This window comes from Leptospira montravelensis (assembly GCF_004770045.1).
In the GTDB taxonomy this organism is placed as follows: domain Bacteria; phylum Spirochaetota; class Leptospiria; order Leptospirales; family Leptospiraceae; genus Leptospira_A; species Leptospira_A montravelensis.
This window is the reverse complement of sequence record NZ_RQFO01000009.1, coordinates 121,820-145,807: the sequence shown is the minus strand read 5'-3', so window position 1 is coordinate 145,807 and position 23,988 is coordinate 121,820. Positions and strand designations below refer to the sequence as shown.

Genomic DNA, 23,988 nt, shown 5'->3' with positions numbered 1-23,988 from the left:
TTCCCTTAGAAAATTGACTTATGATCCAAGCTAGCGGCATTACAGTCTCCTTCGGGAAAAAACCTCTTTTCGAAAACGTCTCCATTAAATTCAAACCGGAATGCCGTTACGGTCTGATTGGGGCCAACGGGTCCGGAAAATCGACCTTTATGAAGGTTTTAGCCGGTATTTTACAGCCCACTGCCGGTTCTGTGGTAGTGGACAAGGATATGAAGGTCGGATACCTCAAACAGGACCACTACGAATACGAAGACGAGACGGTTCTTGGTACAGTTCTACGGGGAAATCCTGAACTTTGGAATGTGATGACCGAACGCGATGCCATCTACGCGAAAGAAGATATGACCGACGAAGATGGAATGCGTATCTCTGAAATTGAAGAAATTTTTGCCGATATGGGTGGGTACGAGGCCGAATCCGTGGCGGGAGAACTTCTGGAAGGATTAGGAATCCCTACCTCAGCGCACAATCGTCCTTTAAACTTTCTCACTGGTGGATTCAAACTCCGAGTCCTTCTTGCCCAAGTATTATTTTTAAAACCAGACGTTCTCCTTCTGGATGAACCTACCAACCACTTAGATATCAAAACCATTCACTGGTTAGAAGAACTTCTAATAAACTATGAAGGTGTGGTCATCGTGATTTCCCACGACCGTCACTTTATCAACTCCGTAGCCACTCATATTGCTGATTTAGATTATAACACCATCCGAGTATTCCCTGGAAATTATGACGACTTCATGATTGCAGCAGAACAGTCTCGTGAACAACTCATGAGCGATAGTAAACGTGCAAAAGAAAAAATTGCCGACTTACAAGAGTTTGTTTCTAGATTTTCTGCCAATGCTAGTAAATCAAAACAAGCCACATCTCGTCAAAAGATGATCGAAAAAATCAAAGCAGATATGGTAGATGTAAAACCTTCTTCTAGGGTAGCACCATACATTCGTTTCAAAGCCAAACGTACGCTTGGAAAAGATGTATTCGAAGCCATGAATATTTCCAAAGCTTACGATGGGAAAGCTGTCATCAAAGAATTTAGTACATCAATCACCAAAGGGGAAAAAGTGGGGATCGTTGGGACAAACGGTGTTGGTAAAACTACCCTTCTCAAAATGTTATTAAAAAAATTAGAACCAGATTCTGGTCAGGTAAAATGGGGAGATTCCGTAGAAACTTCCTTTTTCCCACAAGACCACCGTGAGGCGATGGAACCAGATGCGGACACTCTCGTGGAATGGTTATTACGTAACGCTCCACAAGGAACGGAAGTACAAGAAATCCGTGCGATCCTCGGACGTATGTTATTTTCTGGAGATATGGCAAACAAGTCTACAACGGTGCTTTCTGGAGGTGAAAAATCACGAATGATCATAGGTAAAATGATCCTTGCTTGTGACAATGTGATTGCTCTTGACGAACCCACAAACCACTTGGACTTAGAAACCATTGAAGCTTTAAACTACGCCTTATCCTTGTTTGAAGGCACAGTCATTCTTGTTTCTCACGATAGGGAATTTATCTCTTCACTTTGCACAAGAATTATCGAAGTAACTCCAGAAGGAATCAAAGATTTCAAAGGAAATTACGAAGAATTTTTGGAACGGGAAGGAAACGATTTCTACAAACGACTTACTGGCGGTGCGATTCTCGCGACTTAAAATTGATTTTGCAGGGAAAGATGGATCAATTGGAACTCTTTCCCTGTCATTAATACCTTAACAAAACTAAATTTTCCCATACTAATTTATATTCCAAAACTTCCATAACCAAATCCATACCTATGGTTGTGTCTTGTTGATCATGGAGTTCCATCCAGTCCCAATGATTGCGAAACTAAAGAAGAAAAAAGAAAATAAAAATCTCACTACGCAGAGACATTGATTAAATAAAAAATCTAACCTTTGTTACTTTAGATGAGAAAGCCAATCCAGAAAAAGTTTCATTGCTTTTTTTCTGTGAGAGACCTTATTTTTTTCAGATTCTGGAACTTGGGAAAACCGTTTCCCGAAAGGAGGATAAATGAATATGGGATCATAGCCAAATCCATAATGACCTTCATCATCATAATCACTGGCAATAATTCCTTCCACTCGGCCATCAAAGGAAACTTCATTTTTTCCATCCACATAACTTACTACACAACTATAATAAGCCTCCCGGTTTGGATTTTCACCTAACTTTTGCAATAGGAAGAGAGCCCGTTCTTTGTCAGTAAGTCCTGGACCTCCGTAACGTGCCGAATACACCCCTGGTTCCCCACCAAGTGCAGGGACAGAAATTCCAGAGTCATCAGCAAACGAAGGAATGTTGGTTAATCGAAAGAGTTCTTTTGATTTAATGAATGAATTTCCAGTGAATGAGTTTTCCGTTTCATCTGGTGCAAAGGATATTCCTAAATCTTTAGGAAGTATGACATCGTAACCGTAAGGAGAAAGCAACATTTGCATTTCCTTCCATTTGTGTAAACTGCCGGAAGCAAATGCTAACGTTTTCTTTGTCAGAGTGAGTCTTCCTCGTCCAACTGAAATCCTTCCATAGCAGAAGACAAATCAGGGAAAATTTCGAAAACCTTATCGAGCATTGTGATTTCAAAAAGTTGAATCAAGTCTTCATCTACAACGATGACTTTAATATCACCATTCATTGGCTTTAACTTACGTTTGGTGGCAACAAAAATCCCTAGCGCAGTTGAACAAATATGATGAACTTTTGTAAGGTCCAGAATGATTTTTTTAACAGAACTTTGAGTGAGCTTTGAAAGTTCTTTTTCAATCTCATCAGAATCCACTTTGAGGATGGCCCCAGAAAACTTAATAATCCTTATGTCATCCTTGACTTGAACATCCATTCGATTCAATCACCCCCGCTTAACAGTAAAACAATACAGGTCACCTTTCTTGCACCAGCCATTTTATACAGCCTAGCAATTTCATTTACAGTGGCACCTGTCGTAAATATATCATCTACAATGAGAATATGAAGTCCCTGAATGATTCTATCACTTTTTGTGAATTCGAATGCCTTTTTTGCATGAAAAAATCGCTTTTCGTAACCTTGTGATGACTGTTTGTCCACTGAAACCTTACGTAAACTAGTATCTTCCCTGATTTTCCATATATTTTTAGCTTTTGAAAGCAGGGCATAGGAGGAATGGTAAGGCCTTGGACCAGTTTTTAGCGAAGAAGGCACCAATGCGATGAGATCGGGTGGATCTTCCTTAAAACAAAAAGAATACTTTTTCAGCCCTAAACAAAAGAACTTGGCGAGAGATCGTTCATTTTCGAACTTCAATGACTGAAAAAGACCCTTTTCAAAATTTCCCCGCTTTTGCAAATAGAAGACCTGATCGTAAAAAACAAATCGATCTAACGGAATTTTAACATGGTTGGTATTTGGATTTTGTTTTTGCGGGATGTAATTTTCTTTTGTGCAGACCTTACAAACACCCAACAATTCTGAAAAGGAATCTCCCTTTCCACAACTGGCACAAAACTTAGGAAAGATAAAGGATAAAAAGCGAACCCCTTTCATAATGAAAGGGGTTTCTACCGCCGACTAGCGGTTCACATTTTTTAGTCGAATTATTTAGCAGGAGTTGTTGCTTGCGGAGCTTCTACTTTTGTTTCTTCAGCTGACTTTTGGATAGTAGAAGTAGGAGGAGTTAAATCTACAGTGAGTTTTACTTCCACTACATCGGATTGGTTTCCAACATTATCAACTGCCATCGCTTTGATCACGTGATCTCCTTGTGTTTCAATTGCAATTGCTTCCACATAAGGTTTGTATTCTTCTTCATCAATTTTCACCAAAACTTTTTTGATGCCTGATTCTTTATCAGTAGCGTTGACATAGAAAACATTTCCCTTTCTTTGAAAGTTTTTTCCATTGATATCAACAAGTGGAAAAGAAGGAACGATTTCAACTGTTGGTTTTACATCATCTACATTAATGATAAGAGAAGATTCAGGAGATGAATTTCCAGATTTATCAGTAGCGGAATACTTAACTACATTGGCTCCACCGTTCTCTAACTTAATTGGATCCGCATAAACTTTCGCTGCTTCTTGGTTGATGTTAAATTGAATTTTTTCAACACCAGTTTGTAGGTCTTCTGCAACTAGAGTATAAGTATTGTTTTTCGATGCGAAAGGAACGCCATCTAAAACGAAAAATTGCTCTTGGGGAACTAAATTCACTCTTGGCGCAGTGTTATCCACATGAACCACTAGAATTTTTGGAGTTTCAGCGTTTCCTACTTTATCCACAGATCGATAGTAGATTTCAGTAAGACCTTCTTCAGCAATACGAATTGGCTGAGTGTATTTTCTGTATTCACCATTTTTAGGTTTCCACTCAATAAAATCGATTGTAGTCGATTCATCTTTTGCATCTAATGAAAACGAAGTTTTGCTTGTAATAAAAAGTGCAGAAGCGTCAGAAGTAGAAGCTCCTGATTCTTTTTTGTCACCCAAGATGTCTTTTACAGTTGTCTCAACTTTATCAACACCATCTTTGGCTTGAGTAGAAGTGGTTTCCGTATTTTTGATTGCCTGGTCTTTTGTGGAAGTAGTGGCTTTTGGTGCAGCAACTTGTGCTGTGATTTGGCCTGCGAAAGTAATTGTCAGTATGGCCAAAAGGTATTTGTGCGCCTGCATTTGTATAAGTCTCCTTTTTACAGATAAAACATATATATCCCCCTTCTAAGGAATTATTGTCAACATGATTGCACTCAGAAACTTACGGAATCTCACACTTTTTCTTTTCTTCTTTGAAATCGTTCCGATTTGGGGCGAGAGTGGGATTTGGCGTGAGATTCTACTCGAAAACTTTGAATTAACTAATTACAATCAAGGAAATTTGCGTACTAAATTAGAAAAAGGTACAAAACTTCCTGAAATCTCGCTTTCTACCAATTTTACAGCACCCATTCCAGGCTCCAAACAAGCACTTGTCTTACGAATCCCAAAAGATGCCAATTTTCCATTTTCATTATACTTTCCAAAACCAATTGAGGTAAATGCCTTCATCAAAGAAATCACTATACCCATTTATTCTTCGCTGTCCAATGGGAACCTAACACTGATCATAGAATCGCAGGATGCAGAAGTAAGACAACTGAACCTCACTTCACTCAATTATCGAGGATGGAAATCGATAACTGTTTCTATTTCCAAAAATTTTGATCAAAATGATCGAGTTTTTCTTCAAAAAAGTTCTATCAGAATTCTAGGATTTTTTTATCTTCCCTATGAAAACAATGACCCGAACCAAGAGGTCCTCATTGCCATCGATGATATAACTGCCATTGTGCGAGATAAATACAGGCCCCTTCGTAATAAAGAAATCCTACTTGAGGATTGAATTTTCAGACCTAGGTATCGATCCTTCTCTAAAAAAAACTCTTTTCTTCATAACCTCATGACCGAACCTGATCCTAAATGGAAATGGAACTGTCCCTAGAACAATACGAAACCCTGCTCAAGTTGGTCTATATGGGCGACTGGGTCATTTCTACCTTACAAGCTAAGGACCGTTCCGAAGATGAACCTGATACGGATTCTCGTTTTGCCGATGTGGTTCGTCATGTATTTGCACAGGCTGACCATGCGGGTCTTGGTAACATTGTGCAAATTGATCAGAACAATGGAGAACCTTATTTAACGCGTGAATTTGAGGAAGAAAGTGGCCTCGTTGATATTTTAGAAGACTACGAGGACGAAGTATTCTGGCAAGCTCTCATCGAAAGACTCGCTCACAGAGATTTTTTACGCCATTACGGCGAAACAGCCATTTCCCAAATGGCAATCGAAGAACGTATTGAAAAAGAAACACCCTTTCATGACAAATGGGCCCAGGAGTTTCACGAAAATGGACTCGAAAATTTAAAAATCTAAACCTTCCTTATTAGCAAAATCCAATTTGTTTGAAGATTTACAAAAAAGCAACTAACATCTGTCACACAAGGATTTGTTTTTTGTTTTTGTTTTAATTTCTACGATTTTCTTGTTTGAATTTAGGCCAAAGTAATTTATCTTCTCTTTCTTTTTTTCGATTCATCGATTCGGTGAGTCTTGAGCGTAAAACAAATTCAATTTGGTCTTTTGATTGTAATGGCAAACGATCAGCATCCGAAACGTTCCCAAGATCTCTTAATAAAAGTTGGATGGATTCATACGCTTTTTCATTAAGAAAATCTCCGTTAGATGGTAAGTTGGAAATTCGGTTCCAAGTTTTGATGGCTTCTGATTGAAGTTTTGAATCCTTTCGATGATTCCCAGCTTCCCAAAGTATCCTTCCTTTTTCAAAGTATCCATCTTTGATCCTATAACCTTTCGGTGTTTTTGAAATCATAGTGTCGATGATATCGATACGTTTTTTAGTATATGCTTCTTCTACATCTTTAATGGTGAATATTTTTTTATCTCGTAAAAGTTTCCTATACTTTTCCTCGACTCTTCTCAAAGTTTCATATCGCAAAGTTTGTTTTTGTTCTGGAGTTGCTAGTTTTAAATATTCCTTTGCTTGAAAGTATTGTTCCAGTGCCCGGCTTTGAATTTCATATATATTTTCAATGGTAAATAAAATTTCGGTGCCCGTATTTGTTCCCATATTACTGGAAAGAGCTGCCATCATTTGTCTAAGGAAGTCTTCTTTGTTTAGATTTTCTTGAAAGTAATCAATAGCAAAATAACTTGGATCTCCACTAAATGGATAAGCTAATCTTTGTAAGTTTTCATAATATAAATCTCTAACAAAATAACTAAGATCTCCTTTATCTGGATCATAACCCATAAACCGTGAGATAAACTCGTCCAATTGTTTTTCTTTCTTTTGTTTGAGCGATTTGTCTAAATAACGTGTTCGGTCATCTTTATGCATAGTTAAAGGAGACTTAGGCTGTGCCTCACCTTCTTTTGAAATCCTCATTGTAATTGGTGGGGATGATTCATCTCCTTTCCGAAACTCTTCAATGATACGGTTTCGTTCCTTGTGGACAAACAAATTATCGTCAGCGTTTTCTATATCCACTCGGAAGGGATCACGAATACCTTTTATAGTAGGAAGTACATCCTTAATGATAATATCTTCGTAATCACGATTACGTTTAATGTAAGAGTCAGCAACTCCAGAGTTTTCATTAATTAAATCATAATCATTTTTGTATTGTTTGCGTAAGGAAGATGTACCTTCTAAATCCTTTACGAGTTCTTCCCACTGACTGCCTTTATACTTTCCTTTGGAAAATCCGTTTCCATCGCCATCTTCACCCTCTTCTCCTTCACCTGGATCTTCGGAAGTTTCTGCATTCCCAGTTTCCCCACCGATTTTCCCAAAATTCATCTGAAAAGTGAGTTCTTTTTCTTCTTCCTCCGCATATATCCAAGCAGGGCCACAGAGTGTTTTTTTGTAAGGAGAGTCCGAGTTATTAAAAGAATATATAACTAATGTTATATGGGAAAAAATAGAAATATAGAGAGCAATATAAAATCTACTTTCAAAGAGGACTTTAAGAATTCCTTTTCGCATAAAAGAAAAAAACCAAACCTACAATTCCCATATACATATAGGAAAGTAAGTTACCATATAACCTGTAAAAAGTCATTTCCCCAGGAATTATTTGCACTTTTTTGCGAATCACTGCTGTTGTTTCAATCGGTGTAAAGTCGTTGTCAATGTTGCGACCAAGATGATCTGTAAATACCGAAGTTCCAGAATTCGTAGACCTAACAATCCATTTGCGAAATTCGATTGCTCTAAGTCGTCCCAAAGTATGATGTTGGTAAGACTCTACGGAGTTCCCATACCACTTATCATTGGTAACATTGACAATAAAATCAGGATCTCCCTCAAATTTTCTCACGAACTCAGAGATAATCACTTCATAACAAATCAATGGTAAAAAACTACCAATTTGTTTTTCTTCCACCTTCTCTTTGGAATAGTATTCTCGAACACCTGCTGGCCCCATCGTCATTGTATCTTCGAAGTGAAGGTCTTTTGATTGTAAAGAGGCAGTCTTTCTTGGTTCATAATAGGGTATTAAATTAAGATTGGTTCCAGGCGCAAACTGTCCGGTTTGGCCTGACAAAGCATACATCCATTCAAAGGGCATGTATTCGCCGAAGATCAGTAAAAAAACTTTTTGGTAACTATTTCTTCTTTCTCCATTCGGATTCATAATCACGGAAGAATTATACATTCGAATATCTCTTCTGGAAATACGGCCGGCTGAGGCAGTAGGTATTAAATCTGCATCCAATTCATTATAAAAAACGTTGGTTCCATGACGTAAACTAATGATAGCCATCAAAGACTCAAATTGGTGCCAATAAATACGACTAAACCTAGTTACTTCTGTATCGTGAGTTGTAAAAAAAGGTACACCAGATTCCGGTAACACGACGAGATCAGCAGGATTTTCTTTTAACTCCCTCTCAGTCATTGCATCGATACGAGCCATAAGATTGCGAATCTCTTCCGCTGGATTACGTCCATCTCGAAATTCTAAAGGTGCATTCGGTTGTACGATTAATACATCACGTTCGGCAATCGGTTTTACATTCGACCATTTTTGAAATAAGTAATACCCATTTCCAAAAAACAAAACAAGAACCAATACTAAACTAAAACCACCTAACAAAAACTGTTTTTGGAAAGTTTTGTGTTTAGAGAGAAAACTTGTAAGTAATCGAAATAATGTTTTTGGTTTTCTAAAAGAAAACATATAATAAGAAACAAAAAATAAAAATGCGGAAAGCCCATAGGAGCTCACATACTCTGCGTTTTGTGCTAAAATTTGATTTTCAGCTACAACGTTTCCAAAATACCAAGGGAATACTTGCGGAGTAAAAAATTCCGCAAACAAAATGGAAACGGAAGCAATGATAGGGAAAAATCTTCCTACTCTTTTTGCTAAAAAAGAAAATAATAAAAGAAAAACGGGGAATTTAAAATTAAGTAAAATCGCAGAACCAATGAAAATGGGAACGGCTAAATACCAATCAAAACCACCGAATACAGTGGTCATATGGTAAATCCAATGGAAGGAAACAAAATAAAAAAGAATAGAAAAACCAAACCCGTGATAGATGAGTTTTTTCCATTCCCCCCGGTTTCGCTTTTCGACGAAAAAAAGGCCAAAGGGAGCCAACCAAACAAACAATGGAAGATTTAAAGGAGCAAATGAAAGGAAGGAAAAAACAGCAGTGACTGTATAACAAATAACGGATATGAACCCTTCTCGTGAAATTAAAAAACGTGCCAGTTTCATACCCGTTAGACTACTAAAATTAAATTACGATTTGTTGTAGTTATTGTTACCGTTTTGCACTTTCGTAAAAATCATTTTACCAGCAGCTGTTTGGATGATACTTGTGACAACCACTCGCACATCTTTTCCAACTAAGTGACCACCATTTTCAATCACAACCATAGTTCCATCTTCTAGATAACCAATTCCTTGGTTTTCGTCTTTTCCTTCTTTGATGACGGAAATTTGGAATTCCTCACCAGGAAGAACTACTGGTTTTAATGCATTCGCAAGGTTATTTAAGTTAAGAACACGAACGCCTTGTAACTCTGCCACTTTGTTAAGGTTAAAGTCGTTAGTCACAACGGCCCCACCTGTATCGCGTGCTAGTTTTACAAGTTTTGCATCTACTTCGCGAGTATCAGAATAATCCGTATAAGTGATCTTAACTTCGATAGAACCTTTTCTTTGGAGTTTATTCAACATCTCAAGACCACGGCGACCGCGAGCTCTTTTGATCGGATCAGAAGAATCTGAAATCAGTTGGATTTCTCTTAACACAAAGTTAGGTAAAATGAGTGGGCCATCTAAGAAGTGGGTGTCAGCAATATCCAAAATCCGACCATCGATCACAACCGAAGTATCTAAAATTTTATCTCTAATTTGGGAATTGGCAGTATCTAAACCTGGAATTTGAAAGCTAGATCCCGCGGCACCACTTCCACCACCAAAAATTGCCAGTCCTGGTTTTTTTGCAAATGCCACTCCCGTTTTGATCCCAGTGAGGAACAAAAGAACAGCCACAAAGATAGCAATGGATTTATATCCGTAATCATTGAGAAGGCTAACAGGAAAAGCAGCAATAGACAATCCGAGAAGAGCCCCGATACTAGCACAAAGTACAACGTCTGCTTTGATTTCAGGGAATAGCTTTCTTTCACCTAACACGAGGAATAGGGAATAAAGAAATATGATTCCAGCAAGCGTCCCCGCCAAAACGAGGTTTTGCGATTCCGAATATAAGAAGAAAAACGATACCGAAGAGACGAGAATCGTCCCGAGGGCTGAAAGTAAGTGTTTCATAACTCAATCCTTGTAAAAGAGTTGAGCAAAAACGGAAGTTTATTCTAAATCTAGATCATCATCCAATTCTTTTGGAGGTGGTGGTGGTGTAATGCCTTGCACTGAAGCTGCTAGCACATCGGAAACAATGTTCCCTGCTTCTTCTTGGGGTACACCCTTACTCAATGCAATTTCCATCTTTACTAAATTATAGGCGCTCTCATAGAGCTTTCTTTCCATAATGGAAAGTTCTTTGCCATAGGCACGTCTGTAAAGATTACGGCAAACATCAGCCACTTCAAAAATGGAACCAGATTTGATCTTGTTCATATTGTTCTGGTAACGGACCTTCCAGTCCTCTTCCGTGTCGACCTCATCCTTTTTTAGGAGAGTGAGAACTTTTTTGATCTCTTTTTTATCAATGATCGACCGGATACCCACATCCATTGCTCGATCCACAGGAATAGAAACCTTCATTTTGGAACCTTGAATTTCCAAACTGTAACAGTCTTTTTTCTTTCCCAGAATCAGCTTTTTCGCAACTTCTGTGACTTCACCTACTCCATGGATCGGGTATACAACGTAGTCCCCAACCTTGAATTTAGGCTCTTTAGTTTTTTCGTTTAGTTTTTTTGTAGCCAAGTAAGTATAATAACTTCCGTAAATACTCTTGCCAATACTATACCTGAAAATTGACGAATGTCAAGGAAGTTGGCAAAAATAGTTCAGAATCGAATGGTTTTTACTTGGGCTTCGGTCAGAACAGGCAGTTTCGATTTTACTGCTTCGAGTGTTTCTTTGGCATCATCCAAGCGATAGAAATATCCAGCAAAAAGTTTCCCCGTAGAGGTACGAAAAATTCTTCCTCGTAAGGAAGGGTTGGTTTCAATCAATTGTTTCCCCACTGCCACTGCTTCTTCCGGTGTGAAATCCCCAATTTGGACCATATAATTGATCTGGTCATTTTTGGGTGGAAACTTCAAAGCCTGTGGAAAAGGTGATTCCGTAGAAGTGCCTGAACTCTGGTTCGAATCTTGTGTCAATCCATCCTCTCGGGACTCCGAAAGTTTGGCGGTTGGTAATTTCTGACTGCCCACATTGGAGAAAGAAGTTTCGGCATTTTCCTTAAATTTAGTCTCTTTTTGTCCCAGTTGGATTCCCACTACCATCCCGGAAGTAAAAAGTAAAATTCCTCCGACAAGCAGGATAAAGGCCGACTTTGGCTTTTGTGTGTTCCCTAAATATGAATTTGTTTGCGGAGAATAGGATGGAACCTCGCCTTCGAAAGGCCGGCCGGATCTAAGCTTTCTGGAATAATCTATATTTTGCATGGGTGTTCCGGTATCTCTATTACTCTAATTGTCGGATCACGGTTCGAAAAAATAGAATGGTTTTTTATTGAAAACAAAATGAATCATAACTCACCTAGATCGTAGTTGAATCCACTAGTCTTATTTTAAAAATGATATTAACAAATCGTGAATTGCCCTCTTTGTGAATCTGAATCCAATCCTTTTTTTACCAATCGTTTTCGCTCTTATCATAGATGCCGAAATTGCCTTTCTGTCTTTATGGATTCGAAGTTTTGGCCAAATCCGGAAGAAGAAAAAACTAGATATTTAGAACACAATAACGATGTAAACGATATCCGTTACCAAAATTTTTTAAAACCCATTGTGAATCAGGTAATCACAAACCAAAAAACAACAGACAAAGGTTTAGATTATGGTGCGGGTCCAGGTCCTGTGGTTCAATACCTCTTAGAAAAAGCAGGATTCAAAATCAAACTTTACGATCCTTTTTTCCATAACTACACAGATAATTTAAATCAAACTTATGATTATATTATCCTTACAGAGGTAGTGGAACATTTCCATTCCCCGAAAGATGAGTTTTTTAAATTAACAAAATTACTCAATGAAACCGGAAGTTTATATATACTTACACATCCTTATGATGATTCTATCAATTTTGAAAAATGGTATTATAAAAACGACCAAACACATACCTTCTTTTATACAAAAGAATCCTTTGTATGGATTAAAAACCATTTCGGTTTCAAAAATTTAGAAATTCAGGATCGAATCATTATATTTAAAAAATGATATATACGGATCAACATACCAATCATCGACAGAATTCACACACTCAAACGGTTTCCATCAAGATTCATTAATAAAACAAATGAGTTCAAATCAATCAAACACTAAGGGAGGCTCATCAAAGTGGAAATATCGCTCTCATTCAATTGGCGTCCTTTAAAAAACCAAATATCATCCAACATTCCTACATAAAATTGAGATGGATACGCATATCCGATATTAAGTGGTGTTCCATTATGCCATTGGTTTGGCGAAGTACCTGTGGTACACCCAGCATAAGCACCAAAGTTAGAAGTATTACCTGTAATCACACCATTGACCCAAATAGTTCCTTGGCGAGTGGATCCATTATGAACATAGGCAATGTGAGTCCAAACATTAGCAGGGACAACAGAAGAGGAAGTCACCATTAGACCATCCGTGTTACCACCACTAGCGATCCAAAAAGAAAGAAACTCTGGATACCCTGAAACATTCAGAGTCATTGTGATTCCAGGATTGTAGCTTGGTGCTGCTTGGTATCCTAAAATTCTATTATTGGAAGTTAGATTTGTATTGATCCAAAATGTGATGGCAAAATCTTCATGACAAAGGGGAACAAAGTCACTGGCAAACAATTGATTTGTACCATTAAAGGACGCACTACCATTTGTTAGGTTAGAGTGACCTACAGCATAAGAGGGACCAGAAGTCACAGGCCAAACCCCACCAGGGAAATAACCATGCTGTGCGTTTCCGCTCATATCATTGGAGTTTCCATCGAGTGGATACCATGCGAAAAGTCCCGAAACCAGTGAGGCCGGAATTTGGTAACTACGTTCCTTACTTGCGTTCTTAAGGGTACAACTTCCTTCCAACAAACATTGTAAAATTTTAGTTTCCCTATAAGAACTGCTTTCATAGTCCCCTGTATTATTAAAAGAAATTGGCTGACAAAAGAAAGTAAGGCAGAAAAAAAATGCCAAAACGAGGAACCGTTCGGTGATTTGGAAATTATGATTCACCATAAATCCAAAGCATATCTGAAATCAGGGAATCGTCGTCCGAAGATATATTTTTGGACACTTTTTCCACTTGCCCAATTGGTCCGTTCTACTGAAAACTTATGGTGATGTGGCTGAAGTCCTGTTTTCTAATTTATATTAGTTTATTTTTCTGTAATTGCTCCTATTTTTACGAAAACAACATTACAAACAAATTCGAATATTTTGAGGATGTGACCCATAATGTAGAAATTACCAATATAGAATCGGTACCTGAATGGAATCCATTCAGAGTGAACACAATGAATTTTCAATACACAAAAAGTGTCATTTGGCTTAGGGCGAAAACTTCCAATGAAACGTTTAAACCCGGGAGCATACTTTCTTTTGAGTGGCGTGTTCTAGATAACATAAAACTGTACTTTCCAAATTCTAATCATTCCTATACAGAATTCAAAACAGGAGACAGTTATCCGAAGGTAAGCTGGGCTGTACCAGAAGGTTTGAACCCCGGTTTTCGAATCCCCTTCCATTCCGCTGAAAAATATTTCTACATCCGATTGCAATCGAGTTCCTTAATTTCATTTCCAATATTATTACTGAATGAAAAAGAATTTCAAAATAAAACCATATTAGAAACATCCATCAATTGGTCTTTAATTTGTATTTGCGCTATCATGTTTATCATTAGTTTGTTTTATGCACTCGCATTCCGAATGTATGCTTTTTTATATTACTCTATCTATGTCATTACACATACACTTTGGTATAACACACAATATGGAAATTCCTTCCACAGTTTTTGGCCTTATGCTACGTGGTGGCAGAGTAAAGCAATTTTATTCTTTTTATCAATTGGTGTAGCTACTTCTTTTCAGTTCACGCGACTATTCCTACAAACAAAAATCAAAACTCCAATTGCTGATAGAATATTGTTCCTTTTTGCATTGCTTGGTTGTTTTTTGGCTGTAGCAATTTTGTTTTCGGATGAATATGCTCTTTTATTTAAGGTGATACAATTAACCTATATTGTTTCTATTCCGTTTATACTCCTAACTGGTATTCGAGTATATATTTTAGGGGATAAAAAAATTGTATTCTTTTTATTGAGTTGGGGCTTATACTTTGTATTCGGATACATATCTATTTTCTACTATTTAGGAATTTCAAAATATTCCTTACTAGCAGCTTACGGTCCCGTATTTGCTTTCCCGATAGATTTTTTCTTTTTGTTATTCAATTTATTCCAAAAATACCAAGATCTAACATTAAGTCGAAATAATATTTCAGAACGAATGTTCAAACTCGAGTCACAATTAAGTAACAGGTATACCAAATCTAAATTAGAAAATATCGATTATAATCATTATATTCAAAAGTTAGAATTATGGATGAAAGAGTCAAAACCGTATCTCGATGAAATGATGGATTTAGAAAAAACGGCGAAAGCAATTGGACTAAATGTCCAACAAACTTCGGAATTGATCAATGCAAAATTAGGGCAAAGTTTTCGATCCTATGTCAACTCATATCGAATCGATGAAGCAAAACGTTTATTAAAATACAATCCAGAACTAACCATTTTGTCCATTGCATTTACAACTGGATTTGGATCGAAGTCTAGTTTCAACTCAGAGTTCAAAAAAACTTTAGGGATAACTCCATTGGAATTTAGAAAGAAAATTCAATTGGATTAATGCGTTAAGTTTTTTCTTTTAATTCAATCAACTTGGCATTATTGGGTTCCAAAACTTCGATTTGTTTGAGTAAGTATACGAACCTATCTTTGTCTCCACTCAACCGACAAACGTCCGCTAAATGAATTAAGTTTCCAATATTTGATGGCTGTCTTAACCGCACCCTTTCACTCAACTCTTGTGATTCTTCTAAAAATGATTTCGACTTATAAATTGAATACAATCGTTTGTATAAAACAGAGGTATGAAACATCCATCTTGTGTCGGAAGGAAAACTTTCCAAAGCCAAACTTGCATATTCCATTGCTTTCAGTAATACACCTTCTTTTTCATACAACCTTGTGATATATTTTAATTCCTTAATAGAAATTTCTAAGGCTGAATTATAAGACAACAACACATCCAATGCTTTACTATATTCTTTTATTTTGATAAGTTTCTTAGCTTCTTTCCAGTATATTCCAGGTTTGGAAAACGATCCCAATTTATATTCCAATGAAATCAAACTCAAATCATCAGAGAACTTCCCTTTTGTTTTCAAAACGGAGATAACGTTTTTCAAATCTCCACTGGATTCTTCAAGGCAATTTAAAATTAAATTTTGATCCTCGTTAATTTCGCGATATCTCCCTGATTCAGATATTACAAGATCATCCTTTCCATCTGAACCACAGATAATTTTATCTCCTTTTTGCATTTGAAATACGGAAATAAATCGATTGGTTGGGACTTCCATTACACCTAATTTATAATAATGAATTTCATCTTCTATAAACTTTGCTTTTCCATCCCGATATAAAATGACCCAAGGATGTTCTAAATTAATAAAATATAAAGTCCCCGTTGATTCTTCGAGGAGCCCAATCACGGCAGAAACCAACATGGCTCCATCAAAAGTTTCAAAGATTTTTTGAAGGTCTAAATAACAATCGTGTAACCATCTTTCCGGAGATCTGTTCGAAGAAGTTGGGTCCATCCTGGAACGTATGATAATGGAGTTATAAACTGCCCCAAGGACAATGGCACCACCTGCACCCTGGATTGATTTACCCATTGCATCCCCATTGATAAAGGCTTTGTATCGTTTTCCCTGCAAAATTAAATTATAAACAGAAACATAATCACCACCTAACTGGTATTCTTTGTTTCTGAATTTGAATTTTTTATATTGATTGACTATGGTTTCAATATTTAACGCATTCCCATCGGTTTCATGCCCCAACAAAGGTTCCAACAGCAAAGATGTTAAAAAATAATCTCCATCTTGTTGGGACTTTAAGGTTTGAATTTCATCAACAGTTTTAGTAACTTCTTCATTTTTATTAATTATTAGTTTGTGGTTCAAAAAAGAATGGAATCGATATCTTTCCATGATAAGACCACTAAAAATTCCAAGAACATAACTAATTGATAAGTTCTGCATTGAATAACTAGCCGCAGCCGGCGTGAGGTCAGGTTTATATACGATTACAGATACAAAAAATATCAAAATAGAGATAGGATAGTAGATAAACAAAGTTTTTCTTGGGAGTGGCAAAAAGGGCAGGATCATCACAAGCATCTGGTATCCAGAAACATAAGGTGCATCGTCTGCTATCCGACCGGTGTAGTAAGCTGCTGTAAATAAAAGATAAGCGTAGGTTAGGTAAGCCCAAGTAAGACCTTCCCAATTAGAAAACTTGTTTTTCAAATGATTGTATATTATAAAAACAATATATGAAAAACAAAAGAGGCTATATCCAATTCGGAAATAGAAAAGTTCGGGGAATTCAGGATGGAGTTTGGCATCCGTATCAAATGCAAATCCTAACATCCCAAAAACGCCAATGATACTTCCGGGTATTTGAATGATTCGAGTGTGTCTGTCTAATTCCTTAACATAATCATCGTTATAGATTTTCCTCTCAGGAATTAGATCTAAAAATTGAGAGAGAATCGTTTTTAGGTAGTGATACACGATTCTTCATTAGACGAAAAAGCCCGCGCGAGGACGGGCTTCTTTCAAATCGTTTTGTTAATTTTTTTCTAGAAGAAAGGTTTTGCTGGGAACTCTGTAGACGGAGCAATTCGAGAAATAATGTCTCCGAAAGAGAAGGCAAACAACAAAGCCAAGAAGGCAAAAGCAGAAAGAAAAATAACACGGTTCAGCATATTATCATACTTTAAATGCATGAAGTAAGCCAAAACGAAGAAAGCCTTACAGGTCGCCACAGCCATAGCAACGATCATGTTCCACTTTCCTAAATCATACTGCGCTACCCAAACGGTAACAAAAGTTCCAAAGAATAGAGCCAAAAGAACATAAACATATGTTTTAATGGAAATCACATGGTGGTCATGTTCTTCTTCCTCTTCTCCATCTTCTACCCACATGGATGCTGAAGCATGGTCTTCTTTGTGATCTTCATCACCTAAAACAAATTTTAGCAATTTACTATCTTTGTTTTCTTCTGTAAATTTTGCGAAACGGTCTGTTTGAAAAAACTGACCGAACCAGTTTACGATAAATCCTAAAATGGTAGCCGTTGCAATCCCAGGTGCAAAAATTCCAAATCCAAGAATTGGAGTGAAAACTGCAACGAGAGCAATGAAGTAAAGTCCGTAATTGATTACGTATTCCATTCTATTATACCTTTTATCCTACCAAATAAAGAAGTGGGAAGAGGTAAATCCATACCAAGTCCACAACGTGCCAGAAAAGACCCACACCTTCAACAGGAGTGTAGTATTCAGGACCAACCTTTCTTCTTAGTGTTTTGATAAAAACCCAAAAGATAAGGAAGGCTCCAGCTACCACGTGAACCCCGTGAAGACCAGTCATGACAAAATAAAAACCGTAGAACATTTCCCATTTTGGCTGAGAGATCACTGCTTTCAATCGAGTGACTTCTTCTGCACTTACATGGTTCTTTTCTAATTCTGCAGGGTTTTTGAGAAGTGCGGAAATTTTAGATTCGCACTCTGCTCTTTTTCCACCAGCAGCACAAGAAGGATCCACAAGGGAGAACTTTCCAGGAACTGTTCCTACATGGAACTTGTGGCTGTATTCAAAGTATTTAATTACCATGAAGGCACCAGCACAAGCAATCGTAAGAGCGAGCATGATCGCAGCAATCTTATGCAAACCACGTTGCACGTAGTTAATGGCTGCAGCCATTGTAAAAGAACTAATGAGAAGGACAACTGTGTTCACAGCGCCCATTTTCCAATCCAAAGTTTCCGAACCATTTTTGAAAACAGTTGGGTAAAGAGAATGATAAATAAGGTAACCTACGAATAGGCCACCAAACATTAGAATCTCAGTGCAAAGGAATAACCAAATTCCTTGTTTGGAAGAGGCATACTGGTGGTCTGCACTCTTAAAATGGTGTTGGTGGTGAAATTCACTTGAAGAACTAACGGAAGTCATATGGCCCTGCAGTTACTGTTGGAGTAGTTGTAAAGTTTTCGTGTGGAGGAGGAGAAGACGTTTGCCATTCGAGTGTTTTTGCACCCCAAGGATTGTCAGAAGCTTTTTCCCCTTTCAAAATTCCATGAATGATTGTGATAAGACCCACTAAGAATCCAAGGCCGATGAGCCAAGAACCCACTGTAGAGATTTGGTTGAGGTTTGTGTATTCAGGAAGATAGTCAAAGTAACGTCTAGGCATTCCCATTGCACCAAGCACAAATTGTGGGAAAAAAGTTACATTGAATCCAGTGAAAATAAGAACCCAAGAAATTCGACCACCTAGGTCGGAAGTCATTTTTCCAAACATCTTAGGGAACCAATAGAAAATTCCACCCATCAGTGCCATAAGAGTTCCCCCTACCATTACGTAGTGGAAGTGAGCCACCACAAAGTACGTGTCATGGAAGTGAACGTCCATACCAGTTGATGCAAGGAATACCCCTGTTAAACCACCAATCGTGAATAAGAACATAAAACCAAGAGCGAAGAGCATAGGCGCTTCGAAGGTAACTGTTCCGCGATACATAGTGGAGATCCAGTTGAAAAGTTTAATGGCTGTTGGGACTCCAACAAACATAGTGATGATGGAGAATACAAGTCCTGCTAAAGTGGATTGTCCAGAAACAAACATATGGTGTCCCCAAACAAGGAAGGATACTGCCGCAATCGCTACGGATGAATAAGCGATCGCACGGTAACCGAAAATTGTTTTTTTGGAGAACGCAGTGATGAGTTCAGAAATCACTCCCATCGCAGGAAGGATCATGATGTAAACCGCAGGGTGAGAGTAAAACCAGAAGAAGTGTTGGAAAAGAACTGGGTCTCCACCGAGGTCTGGATCAAAGATTCCCACACCAAGAGTTTTCTCTGCCCCAATGAGGAGTAGAGTGATCGCAAGGATTGGTGTTGCCAGGATTTGAATGATGGAAGTGGAATACAAAGCCCAAATCATCAGTGGGATTCGGTCCATTGTCATTCCTGGTGCTCTTAGTTTATGAGTGGTTACAATAAAGTTTAGTCCCGTTAAGATGGAAGAAAAACCCATTGTGAATGCACCCAAAACTAACAAAATCACTCCGTTAGAAGTTTTTGCAGTCGAGTAAGGAGTATAGAAAGTCCAACCTGTATCCACTTGGTTAAAAATCATAGAGGAAGCAGCGATGGCAGCTCCTGCGATGAAGATGTAATAAGAGGCAAGGTTCAGTCTTGGGAAAGCTACGTCTTTCGCACCCAATTGGATGGGCAGTACAAAGTTTCCAAGGAAAGCTGGAATTCCAGGAATGATCACCATAAATACCATGATGGCCCCGTGGAAGGTCATGAATTTATTGTAAGTATCTGGTTCCAAAAGTGGCGTAGCGCCAAATTTTGCTAAATGCAAACGAATTCCCAAAGCAAAGAAACCACCGATCAAGAAAAGGGTGGAAACTGTAGCAAAATACATAAGACCAATTCGTTTGTGGTCTAGAGTGGTCATCCAAGACCAGATTCCAGATCCGTGGTTCAGATAATTATGGTCTGTGTGACCATGTTCGGTTTTTGTCTGTGCTGAACTCATCTCTCTTCCTTATTTAATGGATTTGATATATTCAATTAAGTTGGCAACGTCTTCATCAGAGAGTTGGCCTTGGAACACTGGCATCGCAGGTGGATAACCTTCTACGATTTTCGCAGAAGAAACTAAGATGGATTCGCGTAAGTAGTTTTCATCTGCTTTGGTTTGGCTACCATCAGCAAATTTTCTACCAGAACCAAAAAGTCCCTTCATTGTAGGTCCCACAATTCTAGATCCGTCGATCGAGTGGCAAGAAGCACAAGCTTTTTGAGCAAATAATGTCTTTCCAAGATCTGCAGGACTATCAGCACCTTTTTTCTCAGCATGGTACCAAGCGGCATATTCCTCAGAAGGAATGGCTTTGATTTTGATCATCATACCAGAGTGTTTCGTTCCGCAATACTCAGTACAGAATACTATGTATTCACCTGGTTGTTTTGGTTCGAACCAAAGTTGTGTGAGTTTCCCTGGAACCGCATCTTGTTTGGTTCGGAAGGCAGGAACAAAGAAACTATGGATTACATCTTTAGAAGTTAGGACGAGTTTTGTAGCTTTTCCGGCAGGAACGATCATAGGATCGTTTGCAGAACTATAAAATTCTTTTCCGTTTGCATAACGATAAGTCCAAGCCCACTGCTCCGCAGTGACATGAATTTCAGCCGCAATGTCTTCTGGAGGGGTCCTAAGTTTTTCAAAAATGACCATACCCCAGTAGAAAATCCCCATCATGATAATGAGAGGAATGAACGACCAAAGAAATTCTGCAAAATTATTGTGAGTAATGTATGCGGATTTCTGGTCTAAACTTGTACGTTTGAACTTGATGAGGAACCATGTCATTCCACCAACTAAGATGACAAACGAAACAAGGCTTGCTATGATCAGAAACGCATAGAGAAGATCGACTTCTTTTGCGATTTCAGTTGCCTGGATAGGCATGAACGAGGTCGCTGGAATGAGACTGCTCCAAGACATCTATGTGACTCCTTGACGGTTGTTATTTGTTATTTTTCGCCAGTTTATGTATAAAAACGCACCGAGAAGGAGTAAGGTGACCGCCCCCCCGAATTGCATCATCCTGTATGCGTATATCGTATATTTATTTTTTCTCGGATCAAATTGAAAGCAAAATAAAGCAAACTTGTCCACAAAACTCCCAATCTTACCAGAAGATGCCTCGAGGAAGGCAAATTTTAAATCTCTAGGCTCAAGCTGGATCCCTTGAAAGATGCGTGACACCTTTCCCTCCGGAGTCAAAACGTAAACCCCACTGGCGTGGATGTATTGTTTTGCTTCTGCATCCCAAGCATACCGAAAGTCCAATTGTTTGGTTAAAGCATCAATGGATTCCTGTGTACCCGTGAGGAGGTGGAGTCCAAATTCAGCACCTTCCCTACCATATTCCTTCAAATAAGCCCCTTTTTTAGGAAAAGCAACCGACTCATTTTCTTTCGGATCAATGGATACTGCAATGTATTGGTATTCTTTACCGAGGGACCAATCGAGTGCTTTTAACCCTTGGAACACACCGTTGAGATGAAAATTACAAAGAGTAGGACATTTGAAGTAAACGGGAGATAGGAGGATTGGTTTCCCTTTCGATAAAAAATCGGAAAACTTAACAGTTTTTCCGGATTCATCGCGAAATGGAATGTCGAGATTGAGCGACTTCCCCGTGACATCAGAAAATCCAATATTTTCTAATTCTTTCGGAAGTTTATTTTCCCGAGTCAAGTTGGAATGCGGATCATACGCAGACACGCTGGTTCCAATTAACAGAAAAAGAAAAAAGAAGAATCGAATGTTCACGAAGGTTTGGTGGTTACCCTATTTGGACTGAACGCTTTTTGATTCCATTCCTGGGTTATCCGGAGTACCCGGGTGAACAAAGGAAATATAAGCGAAAAAAAGAATGTTGAGTACGAGTGTGACAAGGAAAGTCCAATAGCCACCCTTATTGTAAAGGTCTGTGTTTTGCATAATTTTACCTGATATAGTCTATACGAAAAACTGCTCTTTTTATCCAACAATTTTTAAAAGATGCAAGATTAATTTTATTTTCCCTAAACTCAGATCACAAAACCTGGAGGAAACAGATAGACGTATGACACTCAAACGTTTTTACACCATACTTTCCGCAATGATCCTTATCAATCTCCTTTACGGTCCACTCGTAAGAGCAACCGATTCGGGACTCGCATGTCCTGATTGGCCATTGTGCCACGGGAAATTTGTGCCAGAGTTTACATTCCAGATCTTTATGGAAGTGGGTCACCGTTATTACTCAGGAATTTTAGGAATTCTTGTGGGAATTGGTTTTGTTTGGATTTTACGAAATGAAGAAACTCGAAAAAACCTGGGTATCCCTGCAACACTCTCCCTATTATTTCTTATTTCCCAAGTGATACTCGGTGGTTTGACTGTTACCAAACTCCTCCACCCAACAACTGTTAATCTGCATTTACTCAATGCTGTTTTATTATTATCAAGCTGTTTGACTGTCCGATTACTGATCGCAGAAGGTAATACTACCACATTCCAATGGAATCGGCCCGGTAAATATTTTTTCCTTTTTGTACTTAGCGTTGTTTTATACCAACTTTTTCTTGGCGGGAAGGTGAGTTCTCACTATGCAGGACTTGTTTGTTCCGACTTCCCTACTTGTAATGGGGAGTGGTTTCCAAAAATGATAGGACCCATCCGATTTCAAATGGAACATAGATTGTTTGGATATATAGCTGCTTTGTCTGTACTTTCTTTGTCAGCCTATGGAATTCTTTACTTAAAAGATAATCTTGTCAAAAAATCTTTAAAAATTGCAGCTTATTTGATTTCTTTTCAAATTTTTCTGGGTGCAATGAACGTATTGTACCAATTACCCAAGATTATCACCGGATTACACACGTTAAATGGTGTTCTTGTGTTTATGTTTTGTTTTATAGCAGCCTTTTATCATTTTAGGTCTTCTGAAACAGGAGCCCAATAATGTTCCGATTATGGAACCAACTGACAAAACCTAGAGTCACTGTACTCGTACTTGCTACCGTTCTTCCAGGAATGTATCTAGGAACTTCAGGTTATCCTTCTCTTTGGGAAATCTTTATCACACTCCTTGGAACTTATTTAATGAGTTCTGCCTCTTTTATTCTCAATCAGTACATTGAAAGAGAAAGAGATGCGGTAATGTACAGAACCAAACAAAGACCAATCCCTTCTGGAGAAATTACACCAATTTTTGCTCTCTTTCTTGGAGTCATTGTCGCCATTTTGGCATTTGGAATTTTAACATATTTCATAAATCTACTAACAGCCGTTTGTGCACTTTCTGCTTTGCTTTTATATGTATTTTTATATACTATTTGGTTAAAGCCCAGGACAGAACAAAACATTGTAATTGGTGGGATTTCTGGATGTATTGGCCCTTTGATTGGATATGCGGCAATGGCAAATACCCTACCCGTGCCCGCTTGGATTTTATTTTTAATGATTTTTCTTTGGACACCTGCACACTTCTGGGCACTGGCTATCTTCTTAAAAGATGATTATGAGTTCGCAGGAATTCCCATGATGCCTGTTGTATCAGGAATTCAGAAAACCGTAAACCAGATCTTTCTTTATGCCATTGCCTATTCGTTATCTGTCATTGGATTTTATTTTGCCGATGCAAGGATGGGGTTTTTATTTTTAGGTTCTGCGATTTTTCTGACTATACTGATTTTAGTTTTCGCATATCGACTGAAACTTTCGGGAGACAAACTCCTTGCAAAACGTTTTTTCTTTTTTAGTATCCTACATTTATTTTTGGTCAGTTTGATCATCGTCATCGATTCTAAAATCTAGTTTTTTTAGTTGATTTGGGCAAGGATTCCTGTTTTTCTTCTGCCC

The 23,988-nt window shown here is 38.1% G+C and carries 23 protein-coding genes; 7 read left to right on the top strand and 16 right to left on the bottom strand.

Annotation, left to right across the window (positions count from 1 at the left end):
* Positions 1 to 20 precede the first annotated feature (20 nt).
* Entirely contained in the window at positions 21 to 1,661 is a 1,641-nt protein-coding gene (locus tag EHQ31_RS07225; protein ID WP_135574817.1) for an ATP-binding cassette domain-containing protein, read from the top strand.
* Between the two features lie 246 nt (positions 1,662 to 1,907).
* Here EHQ31_RS07225 and rdgB read toward each other — a convergent pair whose 3' ends face one another.
* The 4 genes from rdgB to ompL47 are packed head-to-tail and all read right to left on the bottom strand — an operon-like array spanning position 1,908 to position 4,658.
* The gene (rdgB, locus tag EHQ31_RS07220) at positions 1,908 to 2,504 is read right to left on the bottom strand and encodes an RdgB/HAM1 family non-canonical purine NTP pyrophosphatase (protein ID WP_135574819.1); all 597 of its coding nucleotides are present in this window, start codon (positions 2,502 to 2,504) and stop codon (positions 1,908 to 1,910) included.
* Complete coding sequence (locus EHQ31_RS07215; protein WP_135574821.1) at positions 2,501 to 2,851, bottom strand: STAS domain-containing protein; 351 nt, start codon at positions 2,849 to 2,851, stop codon at positions 2,501 to 2,503. The genes rdgB and EHQ31_RS07215 overlap by 4 nt, the downstream gene beginning before the upstream one ends.
* 5 nt (positions 2,852 to 2,856) lie before the next feature.
* Positions 2,857 to 3,534 (bottom strand): ComF family protein, encoded by a 678-nt coding sequence (locus EHQ31_RS07210; protein ID WP_135574823.1) that lies wholly within the window; start codon positions 3,532 to 3,534, stop codon positions 2,857 to 2,859.
* A 50-nt stretch (positions 3,535 to 3,584) separates the two neighbouring features.
* Complete coding sequence (ompL47, locus tag EHQ31_RS07205; RefSeq protein ID WP_135574825.1) at positions 3,585 to 4,658, bottom strand: multi-beta-barrel domain surface protein OmpL47; 1,074 nt, start codon at positions 4,656 to 4,658, stop codon at positions 3,585 to 3,587.
* Between the two features lie 64 nt (positions 4,659 to 4,722).
* On the opposite strand from ompL47, the gene EHQ31_RS07200 reads away from it, so the two are divergent.
* Both EHQ31_RS07200 and EHQ31_RS07195 read left to right on the top strand, forming a co-directional pair.
* A complete protein-coding gene (locus tag EHQ31_RS07200) occupies positions 4,723 to 5,364 on the top strand; it encodes a flagellar assembly protein FlaA (RefSeq protein ID WP_135574827.1) in 642 nt (213 codons plus the stop codon).
* Positions 5,365 to 5,447: 83 nt separating this feature from the next.
* Entirely contained in the window at positions 5,448 to 5,897 is a 450-nt protein-coding gene (locus tag EHQ31_RS07195) for a hypothetical protein (protein WP_231292532.1), read from the top strand.
* A gap of 91 nt (positions 5,898 to 5,988) precedes the next feature.
* Here EHQ31_RS07195 and EHQ31_RS07190 read toward each other — a convergent pair whose 3' ends face one another.
* From EHQ31_RS07190 to EHQ31_RS07170, 5 genes are all read right to left on the bottom strand, one after another.
* On the bottom strand, positions 5,989 to 7,530 hold the full coding sequence (locus EHQ31_RS07190) for a hypothetical protein (RefSeq protein WP_135574829.1): 1,542 nt from the start codon (positions 7,528 to 7,530) through the stop codon (positions 5,989 to 5,991).
* The gene (gene lnt / locus EHQ31_RS07185; RefSeq protein ID WP_135574831.1) at positions 7,511 to 9,274 is read right to left on the bottom strand and encodes an apolipoprotein N-acyltransferase; all 1,764 of its coding nucleotides are present in this window, start codon (positions 9,272 to 9,274) and stop codon (positions 7,511 to 7,513) included. The genes EHQ31_RS07190 and lnt overlap by 20 nt, the downstream gene beginning before the upstream one ends.
* A 24-nt stretch (positions 9,275 to 9,298) precedes the next feature.
* Positions 9,299 to 10,336, bottom strand: coding sequence for a PIN/TRAM domain-containing protein (locus EHQ31_RS07180; RefSeq protein ID WP_135574833.1), 1,038 nt, complete (start codon positions 10,334 to 10,336; stop codon positions 9,299 to 9,301).
* Between the two features lie 39 nt (positions 10,337 to 10,375).
* Positions 10,376 to 10,957, bottom strand: a complete 582-nt coding sequence (locus tag EHQ31_RS07175; protein ID WP_135574835.1) for a CarD family transcriptional regulator — start codon at positions 10,955 to 10,957, stop codon at positions 10,376 to 10,378.
* A gap of 83 nt (positions 10,958 to 11,040) precedes the next feature.
* Entirely contained in the window at positions 11,041 to 11,646 is a 606-nt protein-coding gene (locus EHQ31_RS07170) for a hypothetical protein (protein WP_135574837.1), read from the bottom strand.
* A gap of 240 nt (positions 11,647 to 11,886) precedes the next feature.
* Between EHQ31_RS07170 and EHQ31_RS07165 the strand changes: the two genes are divergently transcribed.
* Positions 11,887 to 12,420, top strand: a complete 534-nt coding sequence (locus EHQ31_RS07165; protein WP_135574839.1) for a class I SAM-dependent methyltransferase — start codon at positions 11,887 to 11,889, stop codon at positions 12,418 to 12,420.
* A 101-nt stretch (positions 12,421 to 12,521) separates the two neighbouring features.
* On the opposite strand, the gene EHQ31_RS07160 is transcribed toward EHQ31_RS07165, so the two are convergent.
* Positions 12,522 to 13,160 (bottom strand): LamG domain-containing protein, encoded by a 639-nt coding sequence (locus EHQ31_RS07160; protein WP_244247301.1) that lies wholly within the window; start codon positions 13,158 to 13,160, stop codon positions 12,522 to 12,524.
* 362 nt (positions 13,161 to 13,522) lie between these two features.
* Here EHQ31_RS07160 and EHQ31_RS07155 point away from each other — a divergent pair, with 362 nt between their 5' ends.
* Positions 13,523 to 15,097, top strand: a complete 1,575-nt coding sequence (locus EHQ31_RS07155; RefSeq protein WP_276403114.1) for a 7TM diverse intracellular signaling domain-containing protein — start codon at positions 13,523 to 13,525, stop codon at positions 15,095 to 15,097.
* Between the two features lie 4 nt (positions 15,098 to 15,101).
* Here EHQ31_RS07155 and EHQ31_RS07150 read toward each other — a convergent pair whose 3' ends face one another.
* The 6 genes from EHQ31_RS07150 to EHQ31_RS07125 form a co-directional block, all read right to left on the bottom strand.
* Positions 15,102 to 17,054 carry a PP2C family protein-serine/threonine phosphatase gene (locus EHQ31_RS07150; RefSeq protein ID WP_135574843.1) on the bottom strand — a complete coding sequence of 651 codons (1,953 nt, stop codon included), beginning with the start codon at positions 17,052 to 17,054 and terminating at the stop codon, positions 15,102 to 15,104.
* A 68-nt stretch (positions 17,055 to 17,122) separates the two neighbouring features.
* Positions 17,123 to 17,719, bottom strand: coding sequence for a cytochrome C oxidase subunit IV family protein (locus EHQ31_RS07145; RefSeq protein WP_135574845.1), 597 nt, complete (start codon positions 17,717 to 17,719; stop codon positions 17,123 to 17,125).
* Between the two features lie 13 nt (positions 17,720 to 17,732).
* Complete coding sequence (locus tag EHQ31_RS07140) at positions 17,733 to 18,506, bottom strand: cytochrome c oxidase subunit 3 family protein (protein WP_135574847.1); 774 nt, start codon at positions 18,504 to 18,506, stop codon at positions 17,733 to 17,735.
* The gene (locus EHQ31_RS07135) at positions 18,493 to 20,106 is read right to left on the bottom strand and encodes a cytochrome c oxidase subunit I (RefSeq protein ID WP_135574849.1); all 1,614 of its coding nucleotides are present in this window, start codon (positions 20,104 to 20,106) and stop codon (positions 18,493 to 18,495) included. Before EHQ31_RS07135 ends, EHQ31_RS07140 begins: the two co-directional genes overlap by 14 nt.
* A 9-nt stretch (positions 20,107 to 20,115) precedes the next feature.
* A complete protein-coding gene (gene coxB / locus EHQ31_RS07130) occupies positions 20,116 to 21,078 on the bottom strand; it encodes a cytochrome c oxidase subunit II (protein WP_135574851.1) in 963 nt (320 codons plus the stop codon).
* On the bottom strand, positions 21,079 to 21,912 hold the full coding sequence (locus EHQ31_RS07125; RefSeq protein WP_135574853.1) for an SCO family protein: 834 nt from the start codon (positions 21,910 to 21,912) through the stop codon (positions 21,079 to 21,081).
* A 295-nt stretch (positions 21,913 to 22,207) separates the two neighbouring features.
* Between EHQ31_RS07125 and EHQ31_RS07120 the strand changes: the two genes are divergently transcribed.
* On the top strand, positions 22,208 to 23,089 hold the full coding sequence (locus EHQ31_RS07120) for a COX15/CtaA family protein (protein WP_135574855.1): 882 nt from the start codon (positions 22,208 to 22,210) through the stop codon (positions 23,087 to 23,089).
* A complete protein-coding gene (locus EHQ31_RS07115; protein WP_135574857.1) occupies positions 23,089 to 23,943 on the top strand; it encodes a heme o synthase in 855 nt (284 codons plus the stop codon). The genes EHQ31_RS07120 and EHQ31_RS07115 overlap by 1 nt, the downstream gene beginning before the upstream one ends.
* The last annotated feature ends 45 nt before the right edge of the window (positions 23,944 to 23,988 follow it).